This is a genomic window from Prevotella sp. P4-98 (assembly GCF_002251405.1).
Lineage (GTDB): Bacteria > Bacteroidota > Bacteroidia > Bacteroidales > Bacteroidaceae > Prevotella.
This window is the reverse complement of record NZ_NPJC01000087.1, coordinates 1-26,312: the sequence shown is the minus strand read 5'-3', so window position 1 is coordinate 26,312 and position 26,312 is coordinate 1. Positions and strand designations below refer to the sequence as shown.

20 protein-coding genes and 1 pseudogene are annotated in these 26,312 nt (G+C 43.4%); 7 read left to right on the top strand and 14 right to left on the bottom strand.

The window, feature by feature from the left end; all coding sequences use genetic code 11:
• Positions 1–340 precede the first annotated feature (340 nt).
• A pseudogene (locus tag CIK96_RS13575) lies at positions 341–463 on the top strand (DNA-binding protein); the annotation flags it as partial.
• A gap of 370 nt (positions 464–833) precedes the next feature.
• On the opposite strand, the gene CIK96_RS12975 reads toward CIK96_RS13575, so the two are convergent.
• The 10 genes from CIK96_RS12975 to CIK96_RS12930 form a co-directional block, all read right to left on the bottom strand.
• Positions 834–2,273 (bottom strand): ATP-binding protein, encoded by a 1,440-nt coding sequence (locus tag CIK96_RS12975; RefSeq protein ID WP_094440835.1) that lies wholly within the window; start codon positions 2,271–2,273, stop codon positions 834–836.
• A gap of 37 nt (positions 2,274–2,310) precedes the next feature.
• Positions 2,311–2,700 carry a (deoxy)nucleoside triphosphate pyrophosphohydrolase gene (locus CIK96_RS12970; protein WP_094440834.1) on the bottom strand — a complete coding sequence of 130 codons (390 nt, stop codon included), beginning with the start codon at positions 2,698–2,700 and terminating at the stop codon, positions 2,311–2,313.
• Positions 2,701–2,702: 2 nt separating this feature from the next.
• Complete coding sequence (locus CIK96_RS12965; protein ID WP_094440833.1) at positions 2,703–5,876, bottom strand: DUF3427 domain-containing protein; 3,174 nt, start codon at positions 5,874–5,876, stop codon at positions 2,703–2,705.
• Positions 5,877–5,893: 17 nt separating this feature from the next.
• Positions 5,894–6,724, bottom strand: coding sequence for a hypothetical protein (locus CIK96_RS12960; protein ID WP_094440832.1), 831 nt, complete (start codon positions 6,722–6,724; stop codon positions 5,894–5,896).
• A gap of 9 nt (positions 6,725–6,733) precedes the next feature.
• The gene (locus CIK96_RS12955) at positions 6,734–10,387 is read right to left on the bottom strand and encodes an ATP-binding protein (RefSeq protein ID WP_094440831.1); all 3,654 of its coding nucleotides are present in this window, start codon (positions 10,385–10,387) and stop codon (positions 6,734–6,736) included.
• The gene (locus CIK96_RS12950; RefSeq protein WP_094434149.1) at positions 10,371–10,928 is read right to left on the bottom strand and encodes a hypothetical protein; all 558 of its coding nucleotides are present in this window, start codon (positions 10,926–10,928) and stop codon (positions 10,371–10,373) included. Before CIK96_RS12950 ends, CIK96_RS12955 begins: the two co-directional genes overlap by 17 nt.
• Positions 10,918–12,117, bottom strand: a complete 1,200-nt coding sequence (locus tag CIK96_RS12945; RefSeq protein WP_094434151.1) for a hypothetical protein — start codon at positions 12,115–12,117, stop codon at positions 10,918–10,920. The genes CIK96_RS12950 and CIK96_RS12945 overlap by 11 nt, the downstream gene beginning before the upstream one ends.
• 6 nt (positions 12,118–12,123) lie before the next feature.
• Positions 12,124–12,330 (bottom strand): hypothetical protein, encoded by a 207-nt coding sequence (locus tag CIK96_RS12940; protein WP_094434153.1) that lies wholly within the window; start codon positions 12,328–12,330, stop codon positions 12,124–12,126.
• A 36-nt stretch (positions 12,331–12,366) separates the two neighbouring features.
• Positions 12,367–13,896: an RNA-binding domain-containing protein gene (locus CIK96_RS12935; RefSeq protein ID WP_094440830.1), complete on the bottom strand. Its 1,530-nt coding sequence runs from the start codon at positions 13,894–13,896 to the stop codon at positions 12,367–12,369.
• 79 nt (positions 13,897–13,975) lie between these two features.
• Positions 13,976–14,191, bottom strand: a complete 216-nt coding sequence (locus CIK96_RS12930; protein ID WP_094434157.1) for a helix-turn-helix domain-containing protein — start codon at positions 14,189–14,191, stop codon at positions 13,976–13,978.
• 480 nt (positions 14,192–14,671) lie between these two features.
• On the opposite strand from CIK96_RS12930, the gene CIK96_RS12925 reads away from it, so the two are divergent.
• Positions 14,672–15,925, top strand: coding sequence for an ATP-binding protein (locus CIK96_RS12925; RefSeq protein ID WP_094440829.1), 1,254 nt, complete (start codon positions 14,672–14,674; stop codon positions 15,923–15,925).
• A gap of 325 nt (positions 15,926–16,250) precedes the next feature.
• On the opposite strand, the gene CIK96_RS12920 is transcribed toward CIK96_RS12925, so the two are convergent.
• From CIK96_RS12920 to CIK96_RS12910, 3 genes are all read right to left on the bottom strand, one after another.
• Positions 16,251–16,763, bottom strand: coding sequence for a macro domain-containing protein (locus CIK96_RS12920; protein WP_094434159.1), 513 nt, complete (start codon positions 16,761–16,763; stop codon positions 16,251–16,253).
• A gap of 100 nt (positions 16,764–16,863) precedes the next feature.
• On the bottom strand, positions 16,864–17,277 hold the full coding sequence (locus CIK96_RS12915) for a hypothetical protein (RefSeq protein ID WP_144007541.1): 414 nt from the start codon (positions 17,275–17,277) through the stop codon (positions 16,864–16,866).
• Positions 17,278–18,302: 1,025 nt separating this feature from the next.
• Positions 18,303–19,259, bottom strand: a complete 957-nt coding sequence (locus CIK96_RS12910) for an NAD-dependent epimerase/dehydratase family protein (protein WP_094440827.1) — start codon at positions 19,257–19,259, stop codon at positions 18,303–18,305.
• Positions 19,260–19,434: 175 nt separating this feature from the next.
• Here CIK96_RS12910 and kbl point away from each other — a divergent pair, with 175 nt between their 5' ends.
• The 5 genes from kbl to CIK96_RS12880 all read left to right on the top strand — a co-directional run bounded on the left by kbl (position 19,435) and on the right by CIK96_RS12880 (position 25,191).
• Positions 19,435–20,622: a glycine C-acetyltransferase gene (gene kbl / locus CIK96_RS12905; RefSeq protein ID WP_094390869.1), complete on the top strand. Its 1,188-nt coding sequence runs from the start codon at positions 19,435–19,437 to the stop codon at positions 20,620–20,622.
• Between the two features lie 379 nt (positions 20,623–21,001).
• Positions 21,002–21,811, top strand: coding sequence for an N-acetylmuramic acid 6-phosphate etherase (locus CIK96_RS12900; RefSeq protein ID WP_094390870.1), 810 nt, complete (start codon positions 21,002–21,004; stop codon positions 21,809–21,811).
• Between the two features lie 291 nt (positions 21,812–22,102).
• The gene (gene rfbC, locus CIK96_RS12890) at positions 22,103–22,705 is read left to right on the top strand and encodes a dTDP-4-dehydrorhamnose 3,5-epimerase (RefSeq protein ID WP_094440826.1); all 603 of its coding nucleotides are present in this window, start codon (positions 22,103–22,105) and stop codon (positions 22,703–22,705) included.
• Positions 22,706–22,790: 85 nt separating this feature from the next.
• On the top strand, positions 22,791–24,041 hold the full coding sequence (locus CIK96_RS12885; protein ID WP_094440825.1) for an adenylyltransferase/cytidyltransferase family protein: 1,251 nt from the start codon (positions 22,791–22,793) through the stop codon (positions 24,039–24,041).
• Positions 24,007–25,191, top strand: a complete 1,185-nt coding sequence (locus CIK96_RS12880) for a sugar MFS transporter (protein ID WP_094440836.1) — start codon at positions 24,007–24,009, stop codon at positions 25,189–25,191. Before CIK96_RS12885 ends, CIK96_RS12880 begins: the two co-directional genes overlap by 35 nt.
• 435 nt (positions 25,192–25,626) lie before the next feature.
• On the opposite strand, the gene CIK96_RS12875 is transcribed toward CIK96_RS12880, so the two are convergent.
• The coding region (locus CIK96_RS12875) for a transposase (RefSeq protein WP_144007469.1) at positions 25,627–26,312 on the bottom strand (686 nt) is incomplete at its 5' end.

Genomic DNA, 26,312 nt, shown 5'->3' with positions numbered 1-26,312 from the left:
CTTTGCAGCGTGTTCTTTGAAACTAAGGTCAAGATGGACAATAACCGATTGTTTTGTCCCCAATTTGTACCAAATATTGATAACTGATTATATGTCAGCACAGATTAGATATGAGGAGGTTAAGTAATGCCAAAAGGTAAACACATAATATACAATAAGCAAAAGCGTGCAGCTCAATGAGTTGCACGCTTTTTGCATTTATGAGGTTCTTGTTTCTTATGCCTTTGTTATGCGCTTGTTTATCGCTTATTTGCAGCACATTTGCAACACAACAAAAAAGTAGATAATGTGGGACTTGTTCCTACCAATACATACTAATGCATACTTAAAAGTAGAAAATATGCCAGCAATAGGATTTGAAATCAAACGCAAGTGTAAGGTCTGTGGTGAAGTTTTCCTTGCCAAGACTCTTGACAGCCAGTATTGTTCGCCTAAGTGCAGCAAGGTGGCTTGGAAACGAAAGTATTGCTGTCCGCTAAATCTTTTTTTTGAGCATAAAAAAATTAGGGCTAGATTCCTCGCTTGGAATTCAGCCCTTTTAGTTACCTTTGTTTCTTGTTGTAAATTTCAATTCAAGTAACTATGAACAAAGGTACACATTTTAGCGGACAGTAATAAATCAGAATGAAGAATTGCTGTCACTCATAAAGTCGGGCAAAGGGGTATACCCGCCACCCAAAGTATTCTGGTGGTGGGTAGGCATTACGTATTTCACCTCGCTATATTCTCTCTGGTGTCTTTTGCAATTGATTTTTCAATGGTTGAAGTGGTAATCGAGTCTTGTCTAATATAGACAAACGTTGAAACCACTGTCGCATTTCGCGACGGTGGTTTTATTCTTTGTCAAGTACCTCCCAGTGACCACTAAAGCCACTACCCACATAACGGATGTGTGGCATTTTGGCAAGGTGACGTTTTATGGTTTTTGAACTTCGATTACTCAATTTGGCCAAATCTTCTGTCGAGATTTGAGGATTGTTTCTGATTTGTTTCTCTATCCAATCATCAAGTTCTTTATCTTGAGGGACACCTTGAGGGACATCTTGAGGGACACCTTGAGGGACACCTTGAGGGACACCTTGAATATCACCCTTTGCCGGTCTCATGAATGTTACCACAACAAAACCACCATTGATAGACCATATAGGGGCTGCTACACCTCTCTTTTGACAAGCCTCCATGATGCGCTTCACACCTGACCCCCAGTTCTCAATATAGGTTGTACTATACAACACATTAGCTATAAGCGGATTGTATGGATATGAAATATGTGGCTGTAGGATATTCTCAGGTGTAATCTGTGGGGGCAGGACACCAGGATTCTCGATTTCGATACGATCATCATAGATGGCAATACCTATGGTCAGATTATATCGTTCGTATTGACGATGGCAAAGTGCATTCAATACCACTTCACGCAGAGCTTCAGCAGGGACCTCCAGATATTCATCACGAACGAGCCCGACTATTTTACCATGCATGTTCAGGTGCTTGCGGAAGAAGTTCATAGCCTCATTGAGTAGTACGAAAATATTTCCCTCCACACGTTGGTTGTCGATAAACTCATTCTTATCAGTTCCTTGGAAACGAGCCAAGCGCATAGTGAACTGCGTGTACATACCTGTATCTTTTGTAAAGAGTGCGGTGGCAGCGTTTAGAGGTTTGTTACCTGTCGTCAACTTCCATTTTCCTAACACATCCTCAATGGGTTCTGTTAGAGCCAGATCAGACAACCTGCCTCTTTCAACACCAAGACGCACGACACCACGTATCAGTTTCTCATCCAATGAACTGATGTCTGTAAACTCTGAAGGCTGCCTTTCCCAAGCAAACATGTCTGGCTTACTTCTACGCAATCGTTCTTCGTACATGTCGCGCGGCATCTCCTTCGTTGTACTCTCCACCTTGTAGTAAGGACAACCATGATAAGTATAAGGCACCATTCCCCACGCCCATCCATCAAAGTGCATGGCAATCACTTTGTGGTCTGGCCGATCAGGAATGTCGATATACTCGACCCGCACATCAACCTGTGGCTCCATGTAACTCAGAGCCTGGGCAATCTCACGTTGGGTGTTGTCAGTAACCTGCTGACCCTGAATCTTCAATGATTTGGGAGCAACACCGAAGATGAGCCAGCCACCTTCGGTGTTCAAGAAGGCGCAAGCAGAATGCATACCATCCTTCAATTCACCTGTGGTCTTCTTCAACTCCAGCTGACGATGCTCGTCACTCTGTATCTGTATTTTCAGTTCATCTATTGTAAGTGCCATATACTAATAACGCCTTTACTCGTCTTTATATTATTGCTTATATTATTTCGCATCTCACTTTCTCTATTATCTTCAAATCCGCAGGCAACCAGTTGACGTTCTCCAGTTCATCCTTGTTGAGCCACTTCGCTGCCTCGTGTTCTTTCAGTTCCAGATGTCCGCTCTCCACATGACAGAGGTAGCAATGCATGGAAAGATGAAATTGAGGATAATCCCATTCCACCGTCTCCACTAGATTCTCTACCACAATCCGCGTTTCCAGCTCTTCCCATATCTCACGCCTCAATGCCTCTTCAGGTATCTCACCCGCTTCCATCTTCCCACCAGGAAACTCCCACCAGTCTTTCCACTCGCCGTATCCTCGCTGTGTGGCGAATATCTTATCATCTTTGCGAATAATCGCAGCTACAACTTCTATCTGTTTCATAATTATGCCATTTCTTTCATTCGTGCGAAATGCATCACGCTGCCGGGAATCGGTTCCACCATATTCCAACGTATCTGCATTTGCATCCTATTTCCTAAATTCTTGTACTCCCAGCCGCTCAGGGTAACACGACCCAAATAAACATATCCCATTGTGCGAGTCTTGTCCTCAACAAAGTTCTTTTGCTCACGGACAAAGAGCAGCATGGTCTGTGTCTGATGGATATAAGCCTGACCTTCATTTGATTCAGGCTTTACTCGGTTCCGAGTATCCCATTGGAATAGATAGGGTGACAACGCCTTGTCGTCGTAATCAGTCGTAGAGCCCTCTTCACGATTCTTGATGATATCGACAAACATAGCCTCCACATTCAGCAGTTTGTTGCGTTCCATACCCTCGCGAGCTGGCGATTTTCGTGCCAACGTCGATGTTCCGATAGCAACCTGAATCTGTGCCTTTGTATATACGCCATGGAGCTTCAATGGGAAATTTGGCAACAGGGAGTTATCCGGCTTCTCGTAGGCTTTGTTCTCTTGAAGCATCACTCCTATCACCTCAGCAAGCTCTTCAAAGAATAGTTTGTCAGCAGCAAGGGTATCAACCATATCTTGGAGGCTTACAAATCTTCCAGCCGTCTCAAAAAGGTCGTAGTAGAGCATCAGCAATCGCTTTTGATCAACAGCATTCATTCTGTTTACTCTCACTTTGAACGCTCGTTTTGCAAGTTGTTCGATAAAGCTCAAATAGGAATACGAGTCCGTTGCAGACCACTTACGGAATACGGCACGACTTAGCTCTTCATTAAAACGAGATTGCTCTTCGCACACCCCAGCCTCAAACAATATCTGATTCCACGTTCTCCCTTTGTAGAGCTTATCTACGGGCATCTGATAGATTCTTACGAAATTGGAGAGCGTAAGCGGAACTGAGTGATGTCTCTCGAAGTTCTGTACCAATGCGATGACCTTTCGTACCGTAAAACGCTGAATAGCCCCCTTGATATTGTTCAGGATATGCTCCTTTGCCTTTGGCTCCAGTATAATTCGGCAACCTAAAGGCAAGTGAGGGCAATCGCGTTCCATTTCCTCTACGACACTCATTGACGTTCTGCCGAGCATCACACGCATACGGTCGGTATAATTGAATTCAGCTCGACTGTTACCTACAAAATCAAGTATATTAACATGTGTCTTTCCCTCTGCTTTGCGGAGACCTCGTCCAAACTGCTGGATAAACACAGTGAGACTCTCCGTGGGACGAAGGAAAAGAATTGTATCAACCTCGGGTATATCTACACCCTCGTTGAACATATCCACTACAAATAGATAGTTGATTTCCTTATTCTTCAATCGTCTGTAAAGCGGTGCTCGCATCTGTGCGTTTTCACTGGTCAGCACATCGGCTTTCAATCCACATAGCGTAAATTTGGAAGCCATATATTTGGCATGTTGCTGGTCAACACAGAAACACAAAGCCCTGACATCACGAATATTGGTCAGATACTTCTGCAAAGACTGCAAAATCACAGCAGTACGTGCATCATTGTAACTATAAATACGAGAAAGTTCAGATGCCACATAATGACCTTTGTCCCAGGCAACCTCTGAATAATCAACGGAGTCTGTTATACCATAGTAATAAAACGGAGCCAGCAAGCCTTTGTTCAGTGCATCATCAAGACGTATCTCAGCAGAAATGGTACCATCAAAGTCTTGTGTAATGTCTTCTCCATCCATTCGCTCAGGAGTAGCCGTCAATCCTAAAAGCACTTTAGGTCTAAAGTGGTTAATTATCTTACGATAAGAAGATGCTGCCACATGATGAACCTCATCAACGACAATATAATCATAATAGTCTTCAGGTAATGACAAACTTTCCAAACGGTTGTTCAATGTGTCCTTTGAGGCGAACACATATTCATAATTTGCAGGTTCTTCGCCTCCATACCATTTCTCGCCAAAGTTATAGTCAGAAAGTACTTGCCGGAAAGTCTGGAGACTCTGTCGGAGGATTTCTTCCCTATGAGCCACGAACAACAGACGGGCACGTTCGTGTTTCTCTGCAAATGCCTTGTAATCGCTGGCAGCCATTACGGTCTTGCCTGTTCCAGTTGCAGCGACCACCAGATTCTTCCAATGATTCCGCACCTCGCGTTCAACCTGAAGTCGTTCTAGAATCTCTTGCTGATAATCGAAAGGACGAATTAAGCCCTTAAGTGTCGAGAAATCTATTTCATTATCCACTTCTTTGTTTAAGGCTGCTTTCAGCCTCTCGTTATCTTCGCCATTCACAAAAGTCTCGTAACCATCTGCCCACCATGAAGCATCAAATGCGCCAAGAATGGTCTTCATCATTCGTGGCTGCTCCATTTGCGTTACCTTCACATTCCATTCTGCACCTGTATTAAGTGCTTGTTCGGAGATATTTGAAGAACCTATATATGCTGTATTAAAGCCTGTATCACGAAGGAAAACATAAGCTTTTGCATGAAGGCGCTCAGAGGAGATATCGTATGTAATTTTTATTTCTGTATTCTTCAACGATGACAGCTGGATAATGGCATCATAATCAGTAGCCTGCATATAGGTTGTTGTGATTACCTTCAGTTGTCCTCCTCTGTTGGTAAACTCTCTCAACCGTGGCAAAATAAGAGCAAGCCCACGTTTCTTGATAAACGACACCATCAAACGGATTTCATCAGCTGAGGCTATTTCTTTCTGTAACTCCGTATACATCTTCATCCCCTTGCCTGTAAACAGAGCCCCGTTTATGAGACCCTTCATTGGCATCATCTCCTCCAGACGTTTTGCCAAATCTGGATAATCCGATTGAGTCTTATCAATTACTGCTGTCAAAATCTTGGCCTGAGCAGAAACCAAGTTGCCAGAATTCAAATGGAACTCATTAACCAGTTTACGAATGATGGAATTGGCTAACTCCAGCCCCCTTTTGACAGATGAATCTTTTTGTTCGTCTTCTTCATCAGTCTCATCATTTATATCAACCATATCCGACAGCACCTGTTCAAAGATGCTCGTCAAATACATCGACAGCAACTTTGCCACCTCATCCTTCTTAATGACCCGCTCCCCGATGTAAAACCGGTTCTGGTCAATCGAAGAGATTTTCTTTTCGAACAAATGGTTGATTATCTGCTCATAAATTCCAATCTTCATAGGCGTAACTATTGTTTTTATTTTATAATGTACCCTTCCTGGTCATAACATTTATGATAATTCATGATCAACTCAATCAACGACTGCAATTTTGTATCAGTACACCGAAGTGTATGAAATTTGTTGTATTGAATATTATACCTAGTTGCAGAACCTTGAGTCAATCGTTGTTCAATATCAGAAGGGATTAAGAACGATGCACGATCACCAAGATATTTTTGGAATTCTGTCAGGAAGATGTGAATTCCTGCTAAATCGAAATCACCGAAGTGTACGTACCTATTTGGAATACCCATAAGCCAATTACGCAGGTCTGTCGATTGTGGATAGCGAGAGACAAACAGCAGCGGCATATTACCCAGCACAGATTCAAACAATTTCTTTTGCTGACGAATCCTACGGAAGTTCTCCATGTTCTCAATACCCACAACGACTATGTCTTGAGGAATAAAAAATTGCTGCCAGTTGTCGATGAACACAAAGCTGCCTTCATGTGGATTGACAACAAAATCTTTGTCGCAAAGTGAACATGAGATGGGCTCGTAGCTATTAACAGGGAAGCCAGGGCAAGAGCGAACTGTCATTAACTTAGAGTTTCCTGTTTCTGCCGCCAAAGAAGCACGAGAAACGAAACTGCTGACTTCAAGCATTCGATAGCTTTCATCCTTGTCTATGAGATATCTTTTCAAGGCCTCAACGTCGCGAGCGCGATATGATTTTCTCGAACCATGAGTCACGACTGACAACAGCCCTTCTGCCATCAGTTCATCAAGCAGTTTGTTGCTTAGCTTTGAACCAGCCACCTGCTCACCAGAAATCAATGCTTGTATGGATACGCTTATTGCCATAATTCAGTCCTATTTTGTTCGTTTCAACAATTTGTCCACTCTTGTCTTTACACCATGCTTACTGAGTAGATAGGTGTATTTGTAATCGTATGGGTTATATGACGTTGGCGAACTGTTAATGAGATAGATGTTACGCGAATTGGCAAACTGTAGAATGCCTTTGATGTTATTGGGATGAAGTCGCCCAATCTCATCCATCATACAATGTACGATGAAATTGCCATTCTTCCTTTCTGCTTTCTTTTTGAACACGTTGATAAGCATGATATTCACCATTGCCTTAACCAAAATATCAGTTCCATCAGACCCCACATTATTGATACGTTCTACCCAGTTCGTATCATTATCGTTTTCTTTCACTCTGAACTGCAGACGGAATGCATCGCCAAGTGATACCGTTGGGCGACTTTGTTCATCCTGCAACTGATGGGAGAGACTCTTCAGGTAATCTACAACCTTGCGGTTCACCTCGTCACGATTGTCGCTTGAGAAAAGGTTGAGTTCACCAATCGACAACGCATTCTCCACTGTATAGTCATGAATGGCCATGAGCAACTGCATGAGTCTGTCGGATGACTCATTGGCTCTGAGTTCGATACTTTTAATGACACCAGCAAAGTTCTTCTCTACAAAATCCCTGTTGATATCGAGTATCACGCTGTCCACATCTGATCTACGCTTCATTAGCGCACCAATTTCTGTAGAGATACGTCCCAGAATATCTTTATAATGCTCACTGGTGCGACGGCGGAACTCTTCAATTTTGTTGTTGTCCATAAAGTCTTGCAAATCAACAGCAATCTGCAAATAATCATTATCTGTTACAGGCATCGTATTGAAATGGAACGCATTCTGAGGCTTGAAGTTGCGATTGAAGTTGATAACAGTATCCTTCAGTTTTTCTATCGTTTCCCGCTTCTGATTGACTATTCCTCTCAATTGGCTGATGAGTTGTTGACAGTCCTGATGGCCCACTATCAGTTTGTCATCTGAGAGGAATGTGTCTGGCACAAGATGCTCGTTCTCCACCATTTGATGGTATTGGTTTAGTCCCTCACGTCTGTGCGTCAAGTCCTTCAGAATCGACTTCTGACGTTCTTCCAACTCCTGCTGTTTCTTCTCGATACGGGTACGCTTGTCTTCATAGCGTTGACGCATCATTGCAAGCTGTTGCTCAATGTCCTTGATACTCTTCTTGATTACAGGTTCTTTCGCAAACAGATTTTGCTCTGCATCTCGATATCTGATGACCGTTGGACGTTCTGCTTCTATCTGTTTCGACAATTCCTTGAGAGCGTCTAAAGCTTTGCGGTATTGTTCCAGCAGCGTCACATCCACGCCATTTCCTGCCAGTTCTGCTTTCTGCTGTTCGTCAAGTTGAGACATTTGAGCATCGAACTCTTGATCTCTAGTGGTCGCTTCTTTGTCCTGCAACACCTTGAATGCACGCAATTCTTCGTCAAGGGCTTTTGAGGTTTTGTTGAAGGCTGTATCAAGGTCTTTGAGTTCCTTTTTATTCTTAGCCTCTTTCGCCTCGCGAACTTCTTTTTCTGCCTGTACTTTAAGCAGAGCCTCATTGAAAGCCCGTTCACGCATTTCCTTTTCCTGTGCAATCAGATCTTGCTCTTCCATCTCCAACTTGTGTTGCTGATTTTGCAGATCCTGACGCTTTACGGGAATCTGTTCTTCTTCCACTTTCAACAATGTTGCTTGCTGACGGAGCGGATTGAGCTGAACAGCATATTTCTTTCCAAGTTTCGAAATGTCCTCTTGAAGTGTGACAGGCAGTTGTGTCAGTTCTCGGTTTGTCTGTTGCAGTTGCTCTTCCAAATGTTTCTTCTCTGTACGATAATCATCGGGGGTACGATGTACGGCATCAATGTTGTCTAAGTTCAGCTTGACACCAAATAAGCCATCAGATGCTGCTTTTACAAATTGGGGTTCAAGTCCTCCGGCATATAGGATTCTTTCTTCATCAACCACTTTTCCGATGGTCTCTTCCCAACCTTCAGCATTTTCTGTTAACCATTGATACAACGAACCGTCAAGATTTGAAAGCAATTCTTCAATCTTGGTGATTTGCTCTCTATACTGTGATCGGTTAGTTTCTAAACGTTCTTGCTCGCGCTGAGAGACCTGTTTCAGTTCTGCTTCTTTCATCTCATACTCAGTGGTGATCTGAGCAATCTGACTCTTTACGGCTGTTTGTCGTGCAGCGTTCTCCTTTTCTGTTACCTCCAATTTCCGAAGCTGTTCCTTTATCTGAGTCACTTCATAAGCCTTGGGATGCCACAAGCGCAAATCTTTTACGGCATTGTCAGCCCTGTTTTGTTCTTTCTGTAACAACTCCAGTCGCTCATCCGATTCATGCCGCCAATTGTTGAAGGCATCCATTAGTGAGTTTCTGTTTTTCGTTCGTTCATCCTCTAGCAGCTTTCGTTCCTTTTGCAATGACTCTTGCTTCTGATAATAGGCTTCTTTTTGAGCATTTTCAAATGACTGACGGGCATTCTCCAGCTTCCCTTTGGCGATATTGTATTTTTCCTCTATCGACGCATGGGTTTTCAATAGGTCATCCAATAACATTTGCTTATCAGCAGTCTCTTGTTTGATGCTTTCTTCACGAGCGGCCAATGCAAGTTTCTCTTCGATACCCAGTGCTTCAAATTCTTTTCTTGCCTGAACGATCTCTTTCAGTTTACTCTTTTTGCCTCCCAATTCTTGGTTCAGCGCATCTTTTTCCTTTTCATATTCTGCTGTAAGTTCTTTTTCACGGGTGCGCTCTTTATCGATGTCTGTTTTTAGTTCAGTAGCCTCAGATTCCAAGAGTGGTATCTTCTCTTCGCTTTCAGCCACAGCGTGATTCAACATCCGCCATACATCTAATAATTGCTGGTCGAGAGCCACGATTCTCCTCCCCTGTTCAGCAATCTTCACTGCCTGTTGGCGCACAGGGTAGTTACCGTCACGAGTCTGCCTGAACCAGCAGTCTATTTCGTCATACTCGCGTTCAAAGTCAGTCACCAGTCTTCTATAAGTCTGCAGGTCGATGGGAAGATCCTCATCTGCCATAGATTGTATGATGGTGTTCTTCACGAAGTCGGCATCCAGTTTGGTGTTCAGAAATACGTTCTGAATGCTTCGTGGAATATTCTGATAATGGGCACTCTGCACCAAGGCATAGCGAGTGTATTTGTGGTCGTGAGTATTGCCAAAGATGATATCCTTAAACATCACGCCAGAATCTATTCTTGCAGATACAGACACGTTTTTGTCGATTCGCTCGCGTATTTTAACCCAATCGCTCAACACTTGTTTGTCTTCATCTACGAGCCAATCACGCTGATAAGGAGCATCTATGAATCGCCATGAGGCACGTCCCTGATAACGGCTCACCAAAATAGTGTATGCCCCATTGTCGCGCATTACCTCGTAAAGGATATAAGAGTTTGACTGGCGGAAATAGAACTCGTCAAACGACTTTTGAGCTTGCTGTATGCCAAGGCGATGCTTATCAGCATTATAAAAGAAAAGTAATGCCCTCAGCACAGTACTCTTGCCCACACCTTGGGTTCCCGTGAAATGTACGTTGCCATCTACAGAAATTTCAGCGTAGGGTATATTGGCGCTATTGATAAATATGATCTTATTCAGGTATTTCATCTTCGTTGGCTATTTGAATCATGTTAACCAGTTCTTCAGCATAGTGAAATGCAGATGTAATCTTATAGGTTTCGTCCTGCTCACTGACACACTCGGCAAAGCCCATACTCTGCATTTCCTGCAACAGTTTGTTCACTATCTCTAAATAGGAGCCTACGCCATATTTCTTATAGAGATGACCTGCTTTCTCTTTCAGTTCAATGTCCAGGCTGATCTGCTCTATCAGATTGCTCTTTCGGAACTGATAGCCCGCCGTAAACGACTGGTTATAGGTCTTCAGGAAGTCCAGATAGTCAAGCCATTTCGAAAAACTCTCTAACTTTTGTTCTATGGATTGTTTACCCTCACCAATACGTGAGAAGTAAAAGTAGCCGTTGCCACTCTCCAATTGCAAACCAATCTCTTTGAAGAAGTCTGCATAATCATCGAAGTTCTCCTCAATATCCTCGTACAGATGACGGATAGAGGCTTCAGTACTGTCCACCGAAAGGAATTCTCCGCGGCTCAGTCGCTCGTATATTCGTTGAGTATTATTTCGCATAGATGATAGGATATTCAATGTCTTGATAGGTGGCGTATTTCCCTGTCATTCGGCATTCTTCAGGATGCAAAATGACCAGTTGGCAAAAGAGAGCTGCGTGATCTTCTATATCACGCTTGGTCTTATAATCATATCTCAGGATGAAATCAAACAGGTTGTAGCTCGAAGCAGAAAAGGCATTCCATACCTCAGCAGGATCGACACCTTTTAACCGCTGCACATGGTCTTGCAAGTCCTCGTCTGTCAGCGGTTCCGCCTCTGTCCTGGCTGTTTTCCGCAGACCATTGCGCTCGGCTATCCGTCTCAGAATGCTTACTATCTGGTCATTCTCTCTAAGCATTTCCAAAGAGAGCCTTATTTTGCTGTATTGGCGGGATTCCATCCATAGCGGATTACTTTCATCCAGCACCTGCACCAGATTGGTATCTGTCTTGATAAGCAACTGGTCTTGCAGATATTTCAGCTTACGTATCTTCTTATAGAGTTGGTTCTGCTGTTCTATCTGGTTGATATAAACAATAATCTGCCTGTCTATTTCCATCAACGCATGGTACGCCTCTACAAAGTCGTGTTTCACGTCGCTGCACGTCTTTGCCATGTGTGGATCATTGGCCATCAGGAAGAAGGCGTACTCATTGTCCATCAGTTTCTCACATTCACGTATCATCGAACGGATACTGTGACTTTTCTCATCAAGGTTCTGAAGTTTCTTTTTCTTGATAATATAGTTAGGCTCTTGCTTATACGCATTATCCATATTGCGTTTCAGGTCCACCACATTCTTCAGAGTCCTGAATCCCGTTTTCTTCAGTAGTTGCCGTACACTATCCTGATATCCTGCCTTACGGTTGGTATTCGTTTCTTGTAAGAAATAGCCAATGTGTTCTTTTAGAGTGTTGATACATTCCTGTACGCTCAGAACACTAATTTCCTCGTTCACGTTCAATACTTCTTCAAAGAAATTGAGATAGTCACTCTCAATCTCTACTGTATTACCCGTTTCCACTAGTACACCATAATCCAGCAGTTTTCTCAGTCGGGCTTCATTACCACCCACCAATTCCAAAGCCAGTCCTTGCGGAAACTTCATCAGTTTCCGCTTCTCAAACATCTCGCTCAGTAATCCTTGTTCTCGCGAGAGTGTTTTAGTAAGCTCTTCTATGGTTCTGAAATGTGATAGTATCTCCATAAAGTATCAAACTTTCAAATGTTCATACAGCTTCAGCCGCAATACCTTACCATTTGGGAACTCGAACTGGAACTTCTTGCGGTTGAAGTGTGGATTGTTCTTGTGGATGATACGGTGGTAATTGGGACTGATGATAATGATGTTCGTGGAGTTGTCATTCAGCAACGACCAGTCCACCGTCTTCTGCAATATGAATCCATTGTCGTAATCCATCAGAGTTATATTTCGTTTTTATATTCTTGTTTACTTCTAATAGTATTCTTGGGTATCTTTCTCCAAAGACTGTGGTGCTATTATTTCCCAGTGTCCACCTTTATCTGGCCCAATGCGACGGATAACACATTGTTCTTTCAATTTGGTCATGATACGCTGTACCTGTCTTTCAGAAAGAGAACACATCGCTGCCAGTTTTTTTGTGGATATGGTTGAATTCTTAGATATGCTTGCAAGAATGTTTTCTACGACATTTTCTATGTTTTCTACGACATTTTCTACGACATCTGAGGTTTTTTCTACGTCATTAAGATCTTTTCCTACGACATTTTCTACGATATCACCGCCATCTTTACCGCCATTGTTATTGGTATAACTCTGTGAGACTCTCACATCAACCTTGAATGCCGTGATAAGATTAACGTTGAACTCTGCGGGTTGGTTGCCATTTTCCTTCAAGTCTGTCTGGACTTGTCCTACACCTCGATTGAACATATTGACATAGCCCAGCGTCTTCATGGCACTGGCTACAAGTGGGTTGCGATAGTCGTTCACACTGGGGAAATTCTCAGGACGGGCATTGCCATACAAACCGCCTGCATTCAGAATCTCCAGATGGCTGGCAAACTCATAGAAGCGAAGTGGCGTATTACTCTGCATATCTCGGTGCATACAGGCGTTGAGAAGAAGCTCTCGGATAGCCAGATAGGGGTAATTGCTGACCATTTCCTCGCGTAGGATAGAAACAAAAACAGGTTTCTTCTTGATGACAGACAACTCCAAAAGCGATTCTAGACGTGGCAGCAGTTCGCAATAATTGCCTTCCAACTGCATTTCGTTCTCTACCTCACTGGTCACGTCTTCACCCTTGAAGCATACATACTGCACATAAAGACCTGGCATGAAACGGCGTGGCTTGTAGCCAAACAGTACGACTGCTGCATATGTGGGGCATTGGTGCTCAGTGTCATACATGCCCACAGCGGCCATCTGTTCCTCGATGGGACGAGTATCAGATTCCACTAACTCATTGCCTAATAACGGTATCAGATACTTTGTATGCAGCAAGTCCGTGTTGACATCATTCAGTTTGGCAGCCAAACAAGGCATGGTATCGAAGGTGGCCATGAATGACATTCTTCGTTCTGCAAGGATGCGCTCTTCTGCTTCTGTAGCTATGTCACGACGAGGACCGATACGAATAAAAGTTCGTCCACGATAGCGCACAGGTGGCAGGTCAGACGGACAGACCTCAGCAACCAGCAAGTCACCTTCCGGGAACTGGAAACGGTCAACACTCATAACAGGTATAGGCAGGATGTTTCCGTTGCTGCGTATGGCTGCAATCTTCTTCAGTAAGTCATCAGTGACCTTCAACCCCGACAACTCTCCGTTGTCGTAAGCGCCCAATATCAGGTAGCCATTCTTGCGCGAATTGGGCAGATCGTTAGCAAAGGCACAGATGGCCTCTTGGAACTTATCCATGTCACCTGTTGACGTGGTTCGCTCCACACGATAGGTTTCCGTGCTATGCAGCAGTTCTTGTATTTCGTCTTTTGTTATCATTTGACTTCGTCTTCTTCCTTCTTGCAAGGCATAGCCAAAACAAGCTTTGACTCTGCTCTTGCTTCGTTCGTCAGTTGACTTATTTCTCTTGATTGGATTCTTCCTGTCTCACCAACTCCTGCACAGGCACTTCAAGCGCATTGGCTATTGCAATGAGGGCTTCAAGGCTTGGCTGGGTGGTATTGGTGACCCACTTGGACACAGTAGCAGGATCCTTACCGAGTTTGTCGGACAGCCACTTATTGTTCAAGTCGCGTTCTGCGAGAACAACTCTTATACGATTTAACTTTGCCATGATAGATTTCTGTTGTTTGACGGCAAAGTTACAAAAAATAATCGAGACAAATGCTGATATGCTCAAAAAAACTCCATAAATAAGCCAAAATTTGATTAAAAGACCAATCTTTTGATGAGTACATGACAATATTCATGCTTATTATTAAATATAATGTGTATTTGAAATATCTTTTGAAATGACTGACAACCATATGGTTTTCTCCGCGGAAATCGCATTCATATATGGAGGCAATGATAGTTCGGAGGAGGATGTATTTGGTTCGGAGAAAAGTTCAGAGAAAATCATAAAAAGTTCGTTTCTCCAAATGCTTTGAGATTGTCTCAATTTGAAACTAAATTTTGGTCACTCTTGCTATCTCTGCATTAAAAAAATGTCAAGATTGGCAGATTTTTAATGTAAACCTTGTGCAATAGGATTTAAATCATTACCTTTGCACTGTAAAAAGTTGCCAATACTGGCAAAAATTTAACACAAGCAATGGAGATAAAAAGAGACAGGTATCTAAAGCAGCTGATAGAAAGCCGTCAGAATGGCTTTATCAAGGTGGTAACAGGAATCCGCAGATGTGGCAAGTCGTATCTGCTGAACGTCTTGTTCTATCACTACCTATTAGATAATGGAGTGGCAGATGACCACATCATCCGCATAGACCTTGAAGATCGCATGAACAAGGAACTGAGAAATCCAGACACTATGCTTCACTATGTTCATGACAGAATCAAGGACAAAGAACTGTATTACATCATCATAGATGAGGTACAACTGATGGACGAGTTTGTGGATGTGTTGAATAGTTTCCGTCATATTGATAATGCCGATACATACGTGACAGGCAGCAACTCTCATTTCCTATCTTCGGATATCCCAACGGAGTTTCGTGGCCGAGGAGAAACCATCCATGTGAATCCGCTATCTTTTGCAGAGTTCTATTCTGCCGTTGGCGGTGACAAGCTGGATGCATGGCGTGAATATTACACCTATGGAGGTTTGCCACTTATACAGTCTTTTGAAACCGAAGAAAAGAAAATCAACTACTTGAAGGGTTTGTTTGAAACAGTTTATTTGGCAGATATTATCGAAAGGCATAAAATCAAAAACGATAATGAACTGCGTGAGTTGGTGCTAATTTTGGCTTCGTCTATAGGTGCTCCATGCAATCCTACTAAATTGTCGAATACCTTCAAAAGCGTTAAGAATGTAAGCATTGGCAGTCAGACGATTGCGAATTACCTCACCTATCTGTCTGAGTCGTTCCTGTTAAATAAAGCAATACGCTACGACATAAAAGGTAAGAAATACATCAACACACTATCCAAATACTATTTCTCTGATATTGGTTTGAGAAATGCTGTCCTCGATATGCGCCAACAGGAAGAGACGCATATCATGGAGAACATCATCTACAACGAGCTTATCACACGTGGATATAATGTGGACGTTGGAATGGTGGAGATAAAGAAGCAAGACAAGGATGGCAAGTGGGTTCGTATCCAACTTGAAGTGGACTTTATTGCCAGCCTCGGCAGCAAGAAATATTATGTGCAGTCTGCCTTGTCCATCCCTGACAGGGAGAAAGAGATACAGGAATCTCGCCCACTTACAAACATTAATGATTCTTTCAAAAAGGTTATCATTGTGAAGGACCACATCATGCCACGTCGCAATGAAGAAGGCATACTAACAATAGGTCTTTTCGACTTCCTTCTAAAAGAGGATAGTTTGGATTTATAGAACAAATAGTCCCTTACTTGGGATTTCTATTTTTGTTTGGCTTTACAGCCCCTTTTACATTCTCTTATCGTTTACGCGTATTTGTAATCGCATGATACACAATAGCGTTTATATTTGAGGAGGTTAAGTAAGTATAGATAACTACCGAAAGGTATAGATAGATAAATCCGCATAGCTCAGGTGAGTTATGCGGATTCTCTTTTTAGTTATTCCTTTCCAATAATAGAACGATACATGAGTAATTATGTTTTTTCTAGTATCAAGCCAGACTTTGCGATGCAGGATGAGTGATATTTAAAGAGCTGAGCTATAAGGCCCAGTTCCCCTACAGATAATACCGGGCATCATCTTCAGAGAAGCAACAAATGATAACCTCTCCATCGTAGCCGTTTCGGATATGTTCGCAGATAACACGTTTTGCAATTTGTGCTGCTTCAGCTTTCGGAAAGCCAAATACTCCGGTACTGATACATGAAAAAGCAATACTCTTCAAATGATGTTCCTCTGCAAGTTGCATCGCGGTATCATAACAAGATTCCAGCATTTTGCGTTCATTGTCAGAGCCACCATACCATATAGGTCCAACGGTATGAATGACTTTCTTACAAGGCAGTTGATATGCTTCTGTCATTTTACTTTGACCCACATTACAGCCACCTAAGGTTCTACACTCTTTCAGAAGTCCAATACCAGCGGCTTTATGAATAGCGCCGTCCACGCCACCTCCACCCAGCAGAGTCTTGTTGGCAGCATTAACGATGGCATCTACTTCTAACTTAGTTATGTCACCTACAACAATCTTTATTTTCTCTCCGGTTTCAGATGTAATCGTTTTCATATCTTATATTTACTTGATTTTATGCCACAAAATTACGAAAAAAAAATCGAATGTTGTTCAAAAACATACCTATAACAGATACTTTTCTTCATTATGCATTTTACAATTCCTCTTCAGAATAAGAAAACATCAGAGAAATCACCAAGAGATGTGGCATTTCTGCCGACTCTTCAGTTTGCCAATACGTTGACTCTTGCAGGTCAAAAGCTTTGTCTCCAGTGTGATTTCCCTTTTCGTTCTCGCTATTAGCATATTTCACCTGCCATTGGTCGCGAGCAATGCGTTGCCCGTTGACATCTCTCAGATATATCTCAGCAACAGAGAGCGGAGTACCGTCTTGTGTATCGAAACACTGTAGAGCGATGTATCTGCCAGTTGCCGATTTGCCAAATTTCACACTCTGCCATCCGTTTCCTGACACCATAGCGCCGGTAGTAACGGGAATGACAGTATTGAGATCTGGCCTGTTGCCTATATTATTGTGTTTGTTAGTCTTGACAAGGGTATCGTCCAACGTTTGGCAAGGGTATTGTCCAACGTTTGGCAAGAGTATTGTCTTACGTTTGGCAAAGTTTTTTTCAACGTTTGACAAAAGTATTATCCAACGTTTGACAAAAGTATTATCCAACGTTTGATAAAAGTATTATCTAACGTTTGATAAAGGTATTATCTAACGTTTGATAAAGGTATTATCCAACGTTTGATAAAAATATTATCAAGGTTTGAAAAAGCGTTGATAAACATCAGCACCCCCAATTAGACATCAACACCATGGCCCACTTAGTATATCTTGTTTACGATAGATGAAAAAAATTTGCGTGGTCGATGGTGGTCGATGGTGATCGAAAATTTTAGGCTTCGACTACCACTTAAATCTCTAAGCTACTGCATGTTATACTATAGGTATGGTCGAGTGGTCGAAATTTTCTTGAAAACTGAATTTTCTGTATGCGAACATTGCGCCACGCCGTGCATTGTGGAATCAAGGCTAAGAGAAGCAAATAGGGTTGGATTCCACATTGGGAAACCAGCCCTATCTTTCACATCATACAAATGTAATATGACGAAACATATTACTTTTTCTTCTTGCCAAACACGCCTTTGACTTTTCCAAATGCACCTTTAGCCGCAAATTTCACTCCATTCGCGCGAAGGAAACAACACAGACAATCCTCAACAGTACATCGACGAAGTAATAACATTTGCCCAAGAGGCAGCCCGCCGAGGATGTATTGTTGTTTTACGTCTATGGAACGAAGGGGACCATAATCAGATGAACGATTCCATTCTGAGAATGATAGCCGGTTATCAGCCTCAACCGTGGACTTCGAGAAACGACGGATGGAAACTTGCAGACAATCTGCTTATCGAAAATGACAACATGTTCGACTGGTCTGACCTCCAGCAGAAGAGCTATGGAGATGAAGAAGTGTTGGATTTCATCCTTCGTTTTCTCGCCATGGCAGAATTAAAGCGAGCTTTATTCTGCTCATTTGGCTTAACGAAAACGTTCTCCACTTGTATGTTCTTTCGATATGTTTATCCTTTGAGTTTTATGGTAAGTTTCTCAAGCATATCCTTTGTCATGGTGTCGAGGTCGTAGGTCGGACACCAGTCCCATTCATTTCGAGCGCAAGAGTCATCCATGCGGTCGGGCCAGCTCTCTGCGATGCTCTGTTTCAACGGATCTACATCGTAAACCATTTCAAACTCAGGTTTGTACTTCTTGATTGCAGCAAAGACGGTCTCTGGTCCAAAGCTGAGCGAAGCGATGTTGAACGCGTTGCGGTGAACAAGGCGTGTGGGGTCTGCCTCCATAATGTTGATGGCAGCCTTCAATGCATCCGGCATGTAGATCATGTCCATGAGTGTGCCCTCCTTAATCGGACAGACAAACTTCTCGCCACGAACGGCTGAGTAGTAGATGTCAACAGCGTAGTCTGTAGTGCCGCCGCCTGGAGGTGTCATGTATGAGATAACACCAGGATAGCGCACAGCGCGAGTATCTACACCATACTTGTTGAAGTAGTAATCGCTGAGAAGCTCTGTTGTTACCTTTGATACGCCGTAGATGGTGCGCGGACGCTGGATGGTGTCCTGCGGTGTGAGCATCTTTGGCGTGCTCAAACCAAACGAACCGATTGAACTCGGAGTGAATACAGCGCAACCGCACTCGCGAGCTACTTCGAGGATGTTCCATAGGCCGTCAATACCGATTTTCCATGCCAGGCGTGGCTTCGACTCTGCAACAACAGACAGTAATGCTGCGAGGTTGTAGATGGTGTCGATGTTGTACTTTTTCACTACATCGGCAATCATCTGAGGATTTGTTACATCGCATTCTGCCATTGGTCCTGCCTCTGCAAGTTCCCCTTTAGGCTCAGCGCCTTTTATGTAACCAGCTACAACATTTGCGTTTCCGTAAATGCTTCTTAACTTCCTTGTAAGCTCTGAGCCAATCTGGCCTGTTGATCCTATAACCAAGATAATGTTCATAGTATTATGTATTTTTAGCGTTTATAGGTACAAAGGAAAGCATTTTTTTCCAAATAGCAATACAAAACCGCTCATTTTTTTGTTCTATTGAAAAAAAACAAAAAAACCTTTTTTAGTTTGGAAAAAAATGAGTTATTTTGCATTTCAATAACTAAAACTTTTAAATAATCCTATTATGTACGGAAAAGTAAAAGAACATCTCGCAAGCGCATTGGAGAATCTGAAGCAAGCAGGCCTCTATAAAGAGGAGCGTATCATTGAAAGCCCACAGCAGGCAGCTATTCAGGTAAAGGGCAAGGAAGTGCTCAACTTCTGTGCAAACAACTATCTTGGTTTGGCTAATAACCCACGCCTCATTGAGGGTGCAAAGAAAATGATGGATCGCCGTGGTTTCGGTATGTCGTCGGTAAGATTCATTTGTGGTACACAGGATATCCATAAGGAACTTGAGGCAGCCATCTCAGAGTATTTCCAAACAGAAGATACTATCTTATATGCAGCATGCTTCGATGCCAATGGTGGCTTGTTTGGCTCGTTCCTCTCTGAGGAGGATGCTATCATCTCTGATGCACTCAACCACGCTTCTATCATCGACGGTGTGCGTTTGTGTAAGGCAAAGCGCTACCGCTATGCTAATGCAAACATGGAGGAATTGGAGAAGTGCTTGCAGGATGCCCAGGCTCAGCGCTTCCGTATCATTTGCACCGATGGTGTGTTCTCTATGGACGGCAATGTGGCACCTATTGATAAAATCTGTGACTTGGCAGAGAAATATGATGCTCTTGTCATGGTTGACGAGTCTCACTCTGCAGGTGTTGTGGGTGCAACGGGTCATGGTGTGAGTGAGCTTTGCAAGACATACGGTCGTGTAGATATCTATACCGGCACTTTGGGCAAAGCCTTCGGTGGTGCTCTCGGTGGATTCACTACTGGTCGTAAGGAGATTATCGACATGCTGCGCCAGAGCAGTCGTCCGTATCTCTTCTCCAATTCGTTGGCTCCATCAATCATCGGTGCAAGCCTTGAGGTGTTCAAGATGCTGAAGGAGGATAACACCATTCACGATCGCCTCGTAGAGAATGTAAACTACTTCCGCGACAAGATGCTCGCTGCCGGCTTTGACATCAAACCTACTCAGAGCGCTATCTGTGCTGTAATGCTCTACGATGCTCCGCTGTCTCAGCGCTATGCAAACCGCCTGCTTGAGGAAGGCATCTATGTTACGGGATTCTATTACCCCGTAGTTCCGAAAGGTGAGGCTCGCATCCGCGTTCAGCTCTCTGCCGGTCATACACGTGAGCAACTTGACAAGGCTATCGCTGCATTTATCAAGGTGGGCAAGGAACTTGGTGTGCTGAAATAGTATTACATCATTAACTGAGTCCACTTTGAAAAAGGGCTCAGTTAATGATGTAATCTGAAACAAACTGCAAATTTGAAACATAAAATCTCCCGATATATTACTAAGAGGGTGCATCAAAAGTGATGTATCCCTCTTTTGTTTTTCTGCAAGGAACCTTATAATACTTTTCTCGCCATGGCAGAGTTTAAGTGTACTTAACTTCGTTGACTTTCCTCACGTTCGGAAAACTTCAAGCGAGCTTGATTTTTCGCTCACTTAAACGGAAAGTTAACTCTGCTCATCTGGCTTAACGAAAACGATCAAAAAAAACATCCTAATATGAACATGGTTCAATAATTTATTGTATTTTTGCACCTAACATCCAAAAAAGCATCACACAATGGACAAACGAATTACAGAGCAACCATCACACTATGACCATCTCGAACAAATGACCATAGCACAAATCACAGCTGATATAAACTGCGAGAACATGAAAGTTCCCGTTGCCATAGGCAATGCACTACCGGCAATCAACAAACTCATCGCTACGATAGAACAAAAACTGAAGTGTGGCGGAAGGCTATTCTATGTGGGATGTGGAACTGGCGGACGACTTGCAACACTCGACACCATAGAAGTGCAAAACACATACGGCACTGACGGCACACAAATACAAGCTATATTCCCTGGTGGAACGGAGTGTCTGACACAAACACGTGAGTCGCGTGAAGATGACACAAAAAACAGTTGGCAACAACTGATCGACAAAAACATTTCCACTGCCGACATCGTTGTAGGCATCTCTGCCAGCGGAACCACTCCGTTCGTACTTGCAGCATTGCAACACTGTCGTGCTAACGGCATCACAACAGGATGCATCGTCAACAACCCCAACTCACCCATAGCCAGCCAAGCCGACTATAAAGTGGAGGTTATAACAGGACCCGAGTTCGTCTCGGGAAGTACCCGAATGAAAGCCGGCAGCTCACAGAAACTGATATTCGACATGATAAGCACCACAGTGCAGATACGTCTCGGACGTGTTGAAGGCAACAAAATGGTGAATGCAAAACTCATCAACGCAAAGCTCATCGACCGTGCTGTGAGAATTTTCATGGAGCGCAATCCCAAATACAAAGACTATGATGAAGTTAAAAAACTCATATTAAAAGCCGGTAGCGTGAAAAAAGCCGAAGCACTTCTATAAGGTATAAAACGTTTTTTAACCATTCAACAGAGGCTATTGCCATCAAGACATTCGTCACATCACCGGCAATTCCCATACTTATCATTACTCATAGACAATGGCTGTTTTGCAGATGCTGACAACAATACAGAACACTTTTCCATCATCTGCTATGAAGAAACACAGCAGCAAAAATGCAACAATAAATTTTGCAATGTCACAATAATACGCTAACTTTGCATGATACAATAATATCATATCGTTAGCGAATACATCGCTATTTCCTATCAACCCCTATAGAACAGGGTCATTATGAATGTAATAAAAACAAATATCGAAGGCATACTGATTCTTGAACCAAAAGTGTTCAACGATGCACGCGGCTATTTCTTCGAATCCTTCTCACAGCGCGAATTCGACGAGAAGGTCGCACCAATACTGGGCCACACTATACGCTTCGTACAAGACAACGAGTCGATGTCAAGCTATGGAGTCATGCGCGGACTGCATTTCCAACGACCACCATTTACACAAAGTAAACTTGTGCGGTGTGTCAAGGGAGCTGTACTCGACGTTGCAGTAGATATACGTAAAGGATCACCTACATTTGGTCAACACGTTGCCGTAGAACTGACAGGAGACAACCGCCGACAGTTTTTCATCTCCAAAGGATTTGCACATGGTTTCGCCGTACTATCGGAAACGGCAGTTTTCCAGTATAAGTGTGACGAATTCTACCACCCAGAGGCTGACGGCGGCATCTCTATCATGGACCAATCGTTGGGCATCAACTGGAAAATACCCACCGACCAAGCCCTACTGTCGGAAAAAGACACCAAACACCAGATGTTGGCCAACTTCGATAGTCCGTTCAATATAAATACAAATCTATATATTGAATCAGAGACACGCTGACGCCATTACCACTATAGAAATACAACCCAAAACTCATAAACAGGATGCACTTGTAACGTTGTATCCACCTATTACAACAAAAAACATGAAGAAAAAAGTATTTGTAAGCGGCTGTTACGACCTACTACATTCCGGACATGTGGAGTTCTTTCAGCAAGCAGCACAATATGGCGACCTATACGTGGGCATCGGATCCGATGCCACCTATTTGGAATATAAACACCGCAAACCTATGTTTCCGCAAGAAGAACGCCTCTTCATGGTGAAAAACATCAAGGCGGTAAAAGAAGCCTATATCAACCAAGGAAGCGGAGTGATTGACTTTCTGCCCACACTCGACTTGGTGAAGCCCGACGTCTTTGTGGTCAATGCAGAAGGTGGTTCTGACGAGAAACGTAAACTCTGCAAAGAAAGAGGTATAGAATATGTGGAATTGCAACGCACACCACACGAAGGACTCCAAGCACGTTCGTCATCATCACTAAAGGCTGAACTTGCCAAAGGGCAACAAGAAACAGATACGACACAGGCTGGAAGCACAAACGGTGAATCTATCCCCACCCGACTGGACTTGGCAGGCACATGGATAGACCAACCATACGTGAGCATGCACCATCCCGGATGGGCAATCACCATCTCACTCGAACCAACATTTGAAGTAAGAGACCGTTGCGGACTATCAACGTCAACACGAAAAATGATACAGAAGATATGGCCTGTGAAGCTCCCTAAGATGGATCCGGAAATGTTGGCGCGACTGGTATTCTGTTTTGAAAACAATCCTGAACGCCACGATGGAATCATATCAGGCGCACAAGACTCAATCGGCATCTGTATTCCAGGACTCTGCCGACACTATTACGACCACAATTTCTGGCCGGAAAAGATAGAGACAACACAGGACGAAATGACACTCCGATTCCTTGAAGACCATCTCGTAATGATACCGATGGCTCCCAGACGACCAGGATGTAGCGTGGTAGAGGATAAAGACATCACCCCAGACAAGGTGAAAGCTTTGGCTGATGCTGCTGATGCCTGCTGGACTGCCATCCTCGCACACAATATTGACGATTTTGCCGCAGCTTACAAAGCATCGTTTGAAGCACAAATTGCCATGTTCCCTGGCATGGTCACCCCCTCCATCAACGGCGAGAAGCTCAAAGAAGCAAGCGTACAACCCACAATAGACCAATACAGCGCCATGGACGATGTACTGGCTTGGAAAATGCCTGGTGCAGGTGGAGGAGGATATCTCGCCTTGGTAGTAAAGGACAGTAAGAAATTTACAAATGCTCACCATGAAGCCATCAATCTTCAAATACGAAGGGCATAATTACCTTATCCCCTTCTTGCTCATCAGCTCCCTGTTTTTTATGTGGGGCTTTGCACATGGTATATTGGAAGTGTTAAACCCCCACTTCCAGGAATCATTCCATATCAGCAAAGCCATGTCGGCACTGACACAGGCTGCTGTCTATGGAGCCTATTTCCTCATGGCACTACCCGCAGGATGGATTATTCAGAAATGGGGATACCGCAAAGGGGTAACGACTGGACTCATGTTATTCGGCATCGGTGCACTGATGTTCATACCTGGATTACTGGTTAATAGCTTCTACTATTATGTGTTGTCACTATTCGTCATTGGGTGTGGACTGACATGTCTTGAAACAAGTGCAAACCCATATACTACCGTTCTCGGACATCCCGACAAGGCAGAGAGTCGCATCAACCTATCACAATCGCTCAACGGCATAGGATGGATTGTGGGACCGTTGGTGGGCGGTCAGCTGTTGTTCACTGGAGTAAGCATCGCCGTTCCCTATGCTATCGTTGGCATACTTGTACTTGTCGTGGCATTTATATTCTCTCGTGTCAAACTACCTGACCCTCGCAAAACCCATGAAGCGGAAACGCAAGAAACGAGAAAAGACATACCGATCAACGTTGTCGCCTTTACTTTCGGCATGCTCACTTTGTTTCTCTATGTAGCCGCTCAAACTGGCGTGAATAGTTTTTTCATCAATTACGCCGTAGAGTGTATCCACATCGAAAAACAAGAAGCCAGTATGTATCTTGCTTTTGGCGGCATGGGATTGTTTTTTGCAGGACGCCTGATAGGAGGAGTGCTGATGAACTATATCAAACCCAAATATATATTAATGGTATGTGCCATGCTCACCATATTCTCCACTCTTGTCATTGTCACTTGTAACGGTTTGGTATCGCTTGCAGCCTTCTTCGCTTTATATTTTGGTGAGAGCATCATGTTCCCTACCATTTTTTCCTTGGCATTAAGAGATGCAGGAACCCATACCAAGATAGCCTCATCGCTGCTCATTATGACCATTGTGGGTGGTGCCGTTGCCCCAATACTGATGGGATATATTGCCGACACAACAGGCAGCATGGCTACATCATTCATCATTCCCCTACTCTGTTATGTCGTAATTGCAGGATATGCCGCAACAAGAAGGAAATAGCGAACAACCATTCCACGCCAAGCATAAGAATTACTGTGTAGGCGGTATTTTCCCTTTCTGACCGTAACATCTCCCATCTATTTCCCATATTGCCCGTAAGTTCATTGGGACTTACTTAGGAGTTTCTGCGGACTTACTTAGGACTTACTTAGGAAATAGCACGCACAGGGAAGGAAGATTTCCTTTGGGCTTTTAACAATACAAAACGATATACGTATGTAAAGAAACAATATCAGAATTAGATATTTTACATCGTTACAGTTTTACAGTTTTACAGTTTTCAAAAACGTTTTTTGAGGCTCATTAGATAGTTTTTTGTGGTTTTTAACTGGTAAAAACGCTACGAACCCATCGTTTTTGCTTTTCAAAAACTGTAATACTGTAATACTGTAACGGCATGATGTTTTATACAAGTAAACATGGCTCAGTAGATAATTAGTGGGGGTAAGCGTATATCATGGAAAGTCTGTAGAGAAAGAATTTCTCATCCCTAATTCCCCTTAGTGCTGCCCTGAAGGACTTGACTTTGGCATTGAAAGACTCTGCTGCTGCGTTAGACGACCTGTTATTGTAGAAGTTGAGTATGTCATCATAGTGCTCGTAGAATGTAGCCGCAATAACGTTGAAGGAATGGAATCCAGCCTCTTCGACCTTGTTGTACCATTTGGCCATAGAGAGCCTGGCAGCATCCTTGATGGTGTTCTTGGCAAAGATCATCCTCAGTGAATGAGAGAGCGAATACGCCTTCTGCAGGTCAGGATATAGTTCGAAAAGGATTCTGGCTCTCATCTTCTGCCTGTCAGTCCATTTGTCTGCCGACTTGAAGAGCAGGTATCTGCTACGGGCCAGCAATTCTTTCTTTGTATCGCCGTTCTCATAGCGGAATGGAACGTATTCCCGCCCTTCCTGCCTGGCATTTTCCATCTCGTCATTGGCTTCTTGTATGGCATCCCAGCGGTGTCTGATACGCATCTCCTGTACGGCATCACAGGCGAGTTTCTGAATGTGAAAGCGGTCAATGACACGTTGGGCTTTCGGAAAAGCAGATCGTACAATCTTGTGCATGGAGTCAGACAGGTCAAGTGTTATCTCCGTCACTGCCTCGCGTTTCTCTTCGGGAA

What these genes read in the sequence shown, in the direction of transcription:
- CIK96_RS12940 (WP_094434153.1), bottom strand. Translation starts at nt 12,330, where the DNA reads ATGGATTACGACAATGGATTCATATTGCAGAAGACGGTGGACTGGTCG.
- CIK96_RS12955 (WP_094440831.1), bottom strand. Translation starts at nt 10,387, where the DNA reads ATGAAATACCTGAATAAGATCATATTTATCAATAGCGCCAATATACCC.
- CIK96_RS12970 (WP_094440834.1), bottom strand. Translation starts at nt 2,700, where the DNA reads ATGAAACAGATAGAAGTTGTAGCTGCGATTATTCGCAAAGATGATAAG.
- CIK96_RS12885 (WP_094440825.1), top strand. Translation starts at nt 22,791, where the DNA reads ATGAAGAAAAAAGTATTTGTAAGCGGCTGTTACGACCTACTACATTCC.
- CIK96_RS12920 (WP_094434159.1), bottom strand. Translation starts at nt 16,763, where the DNA reads ATGAAAACGATTACATCTGAAACCGGAGAGAAAATAAAGATTGTTGTA.
- CIK96_RS12900 (WP_094390870.1), top strand. Translation starts at nt 21,002, where the DNA reads ATGGACAAACGAATTACAGAGCAACCATCACACTATGACCATCTCGAA.
- CIK96_RS12965 (WP_094440833.1), bottom strand. Translation starts at nt 5,876, where the DNA reads ATGAAGATTGGAATTTATGAGCAGATAATCAACCATTTGTTCGAAAAG.
- CIK96_RS12960 (WP_094440832.1), bottom strand. Translation starts at nt 6,724, where the DNA reads ATGGCAATAAGCGTATCCATACAAGCATTGATTTCTGGTGAGCAGGTG.
- rfbC (WP_094440826.1), top strand. Translation starts at nt 22,103, where the DNA reads ATGAATGTAATAAAAACAAATATCGAAGGCATACTGATTCTTGAACCA.
- CIK96_RS12975 (WP_094440835.1), bottom strand. Translation starts at nt 2,273, where the DNA reads ATGGCACTTACAATAGATGAACTGAAAATACAGATACAGAGTGACGAG.
- CIK96_RS12925 (WP_094440829.1), top strand. Translation starts at nt 14,672, where the DNA reads ATGGAGATAAAAAGAGACAGGTATCTAAAGCAGCTGATAGAAAGCCGT.
- CIK96_RS12945 (WP_094434151.1), bottom strand. Translation starts at nt 12,117, where the DNA reads ATGGAGATACTATCACATTTCAGAACCATAGAAGAGCTTACTAAAACA.
- CIK96_RS12910 (WP_094440827.1), bottom strand. Translation starts at nt 19,259, where the DNA reads ATGAACATTATCTTGGTTATAGGATCAACAGGCCAGATTGGCTCAGAG.
- CIK96_RS12935 (WP_094440830.1), bottom strand. Translation starts at nt 13,896, where the DNA reads ATGATAACAAAAGACGAAATACAAGAACTGCTGCATAGCACGGAAACC.
- CIK96_RS12880 (WP_094440836.1), top strand. Translation starts at nt 24,007, where the DNA reads ATGAAGCCATCAATCTTCAAATACGAAGGGCATAATTACCTTATCCCC.
- CIK96_RS12950 (WP_094434149.1), bottom strand. Translation starts at nt 10,928, where the DNA reads ATGCGAAATAATACTCAACGAATATACGAGCGACTGAGCCGCGGAGAA.
- kbl (WP_094390869.1), top strand. Translation starts at nt 19,435, where the DNA reads ATGTACGGAAAAGTAAAAGAACATCTCGCAAGCGCATTGGAGAATCTG.
- CIK96_RS12930 (WP_094434157.1), bottom strand. Translation starts at nt 14,191, where the DNA reads ATGGCAAAGTTAAATCGTATAAGAGTTGTTCTCGCAGAACGCGACTTG.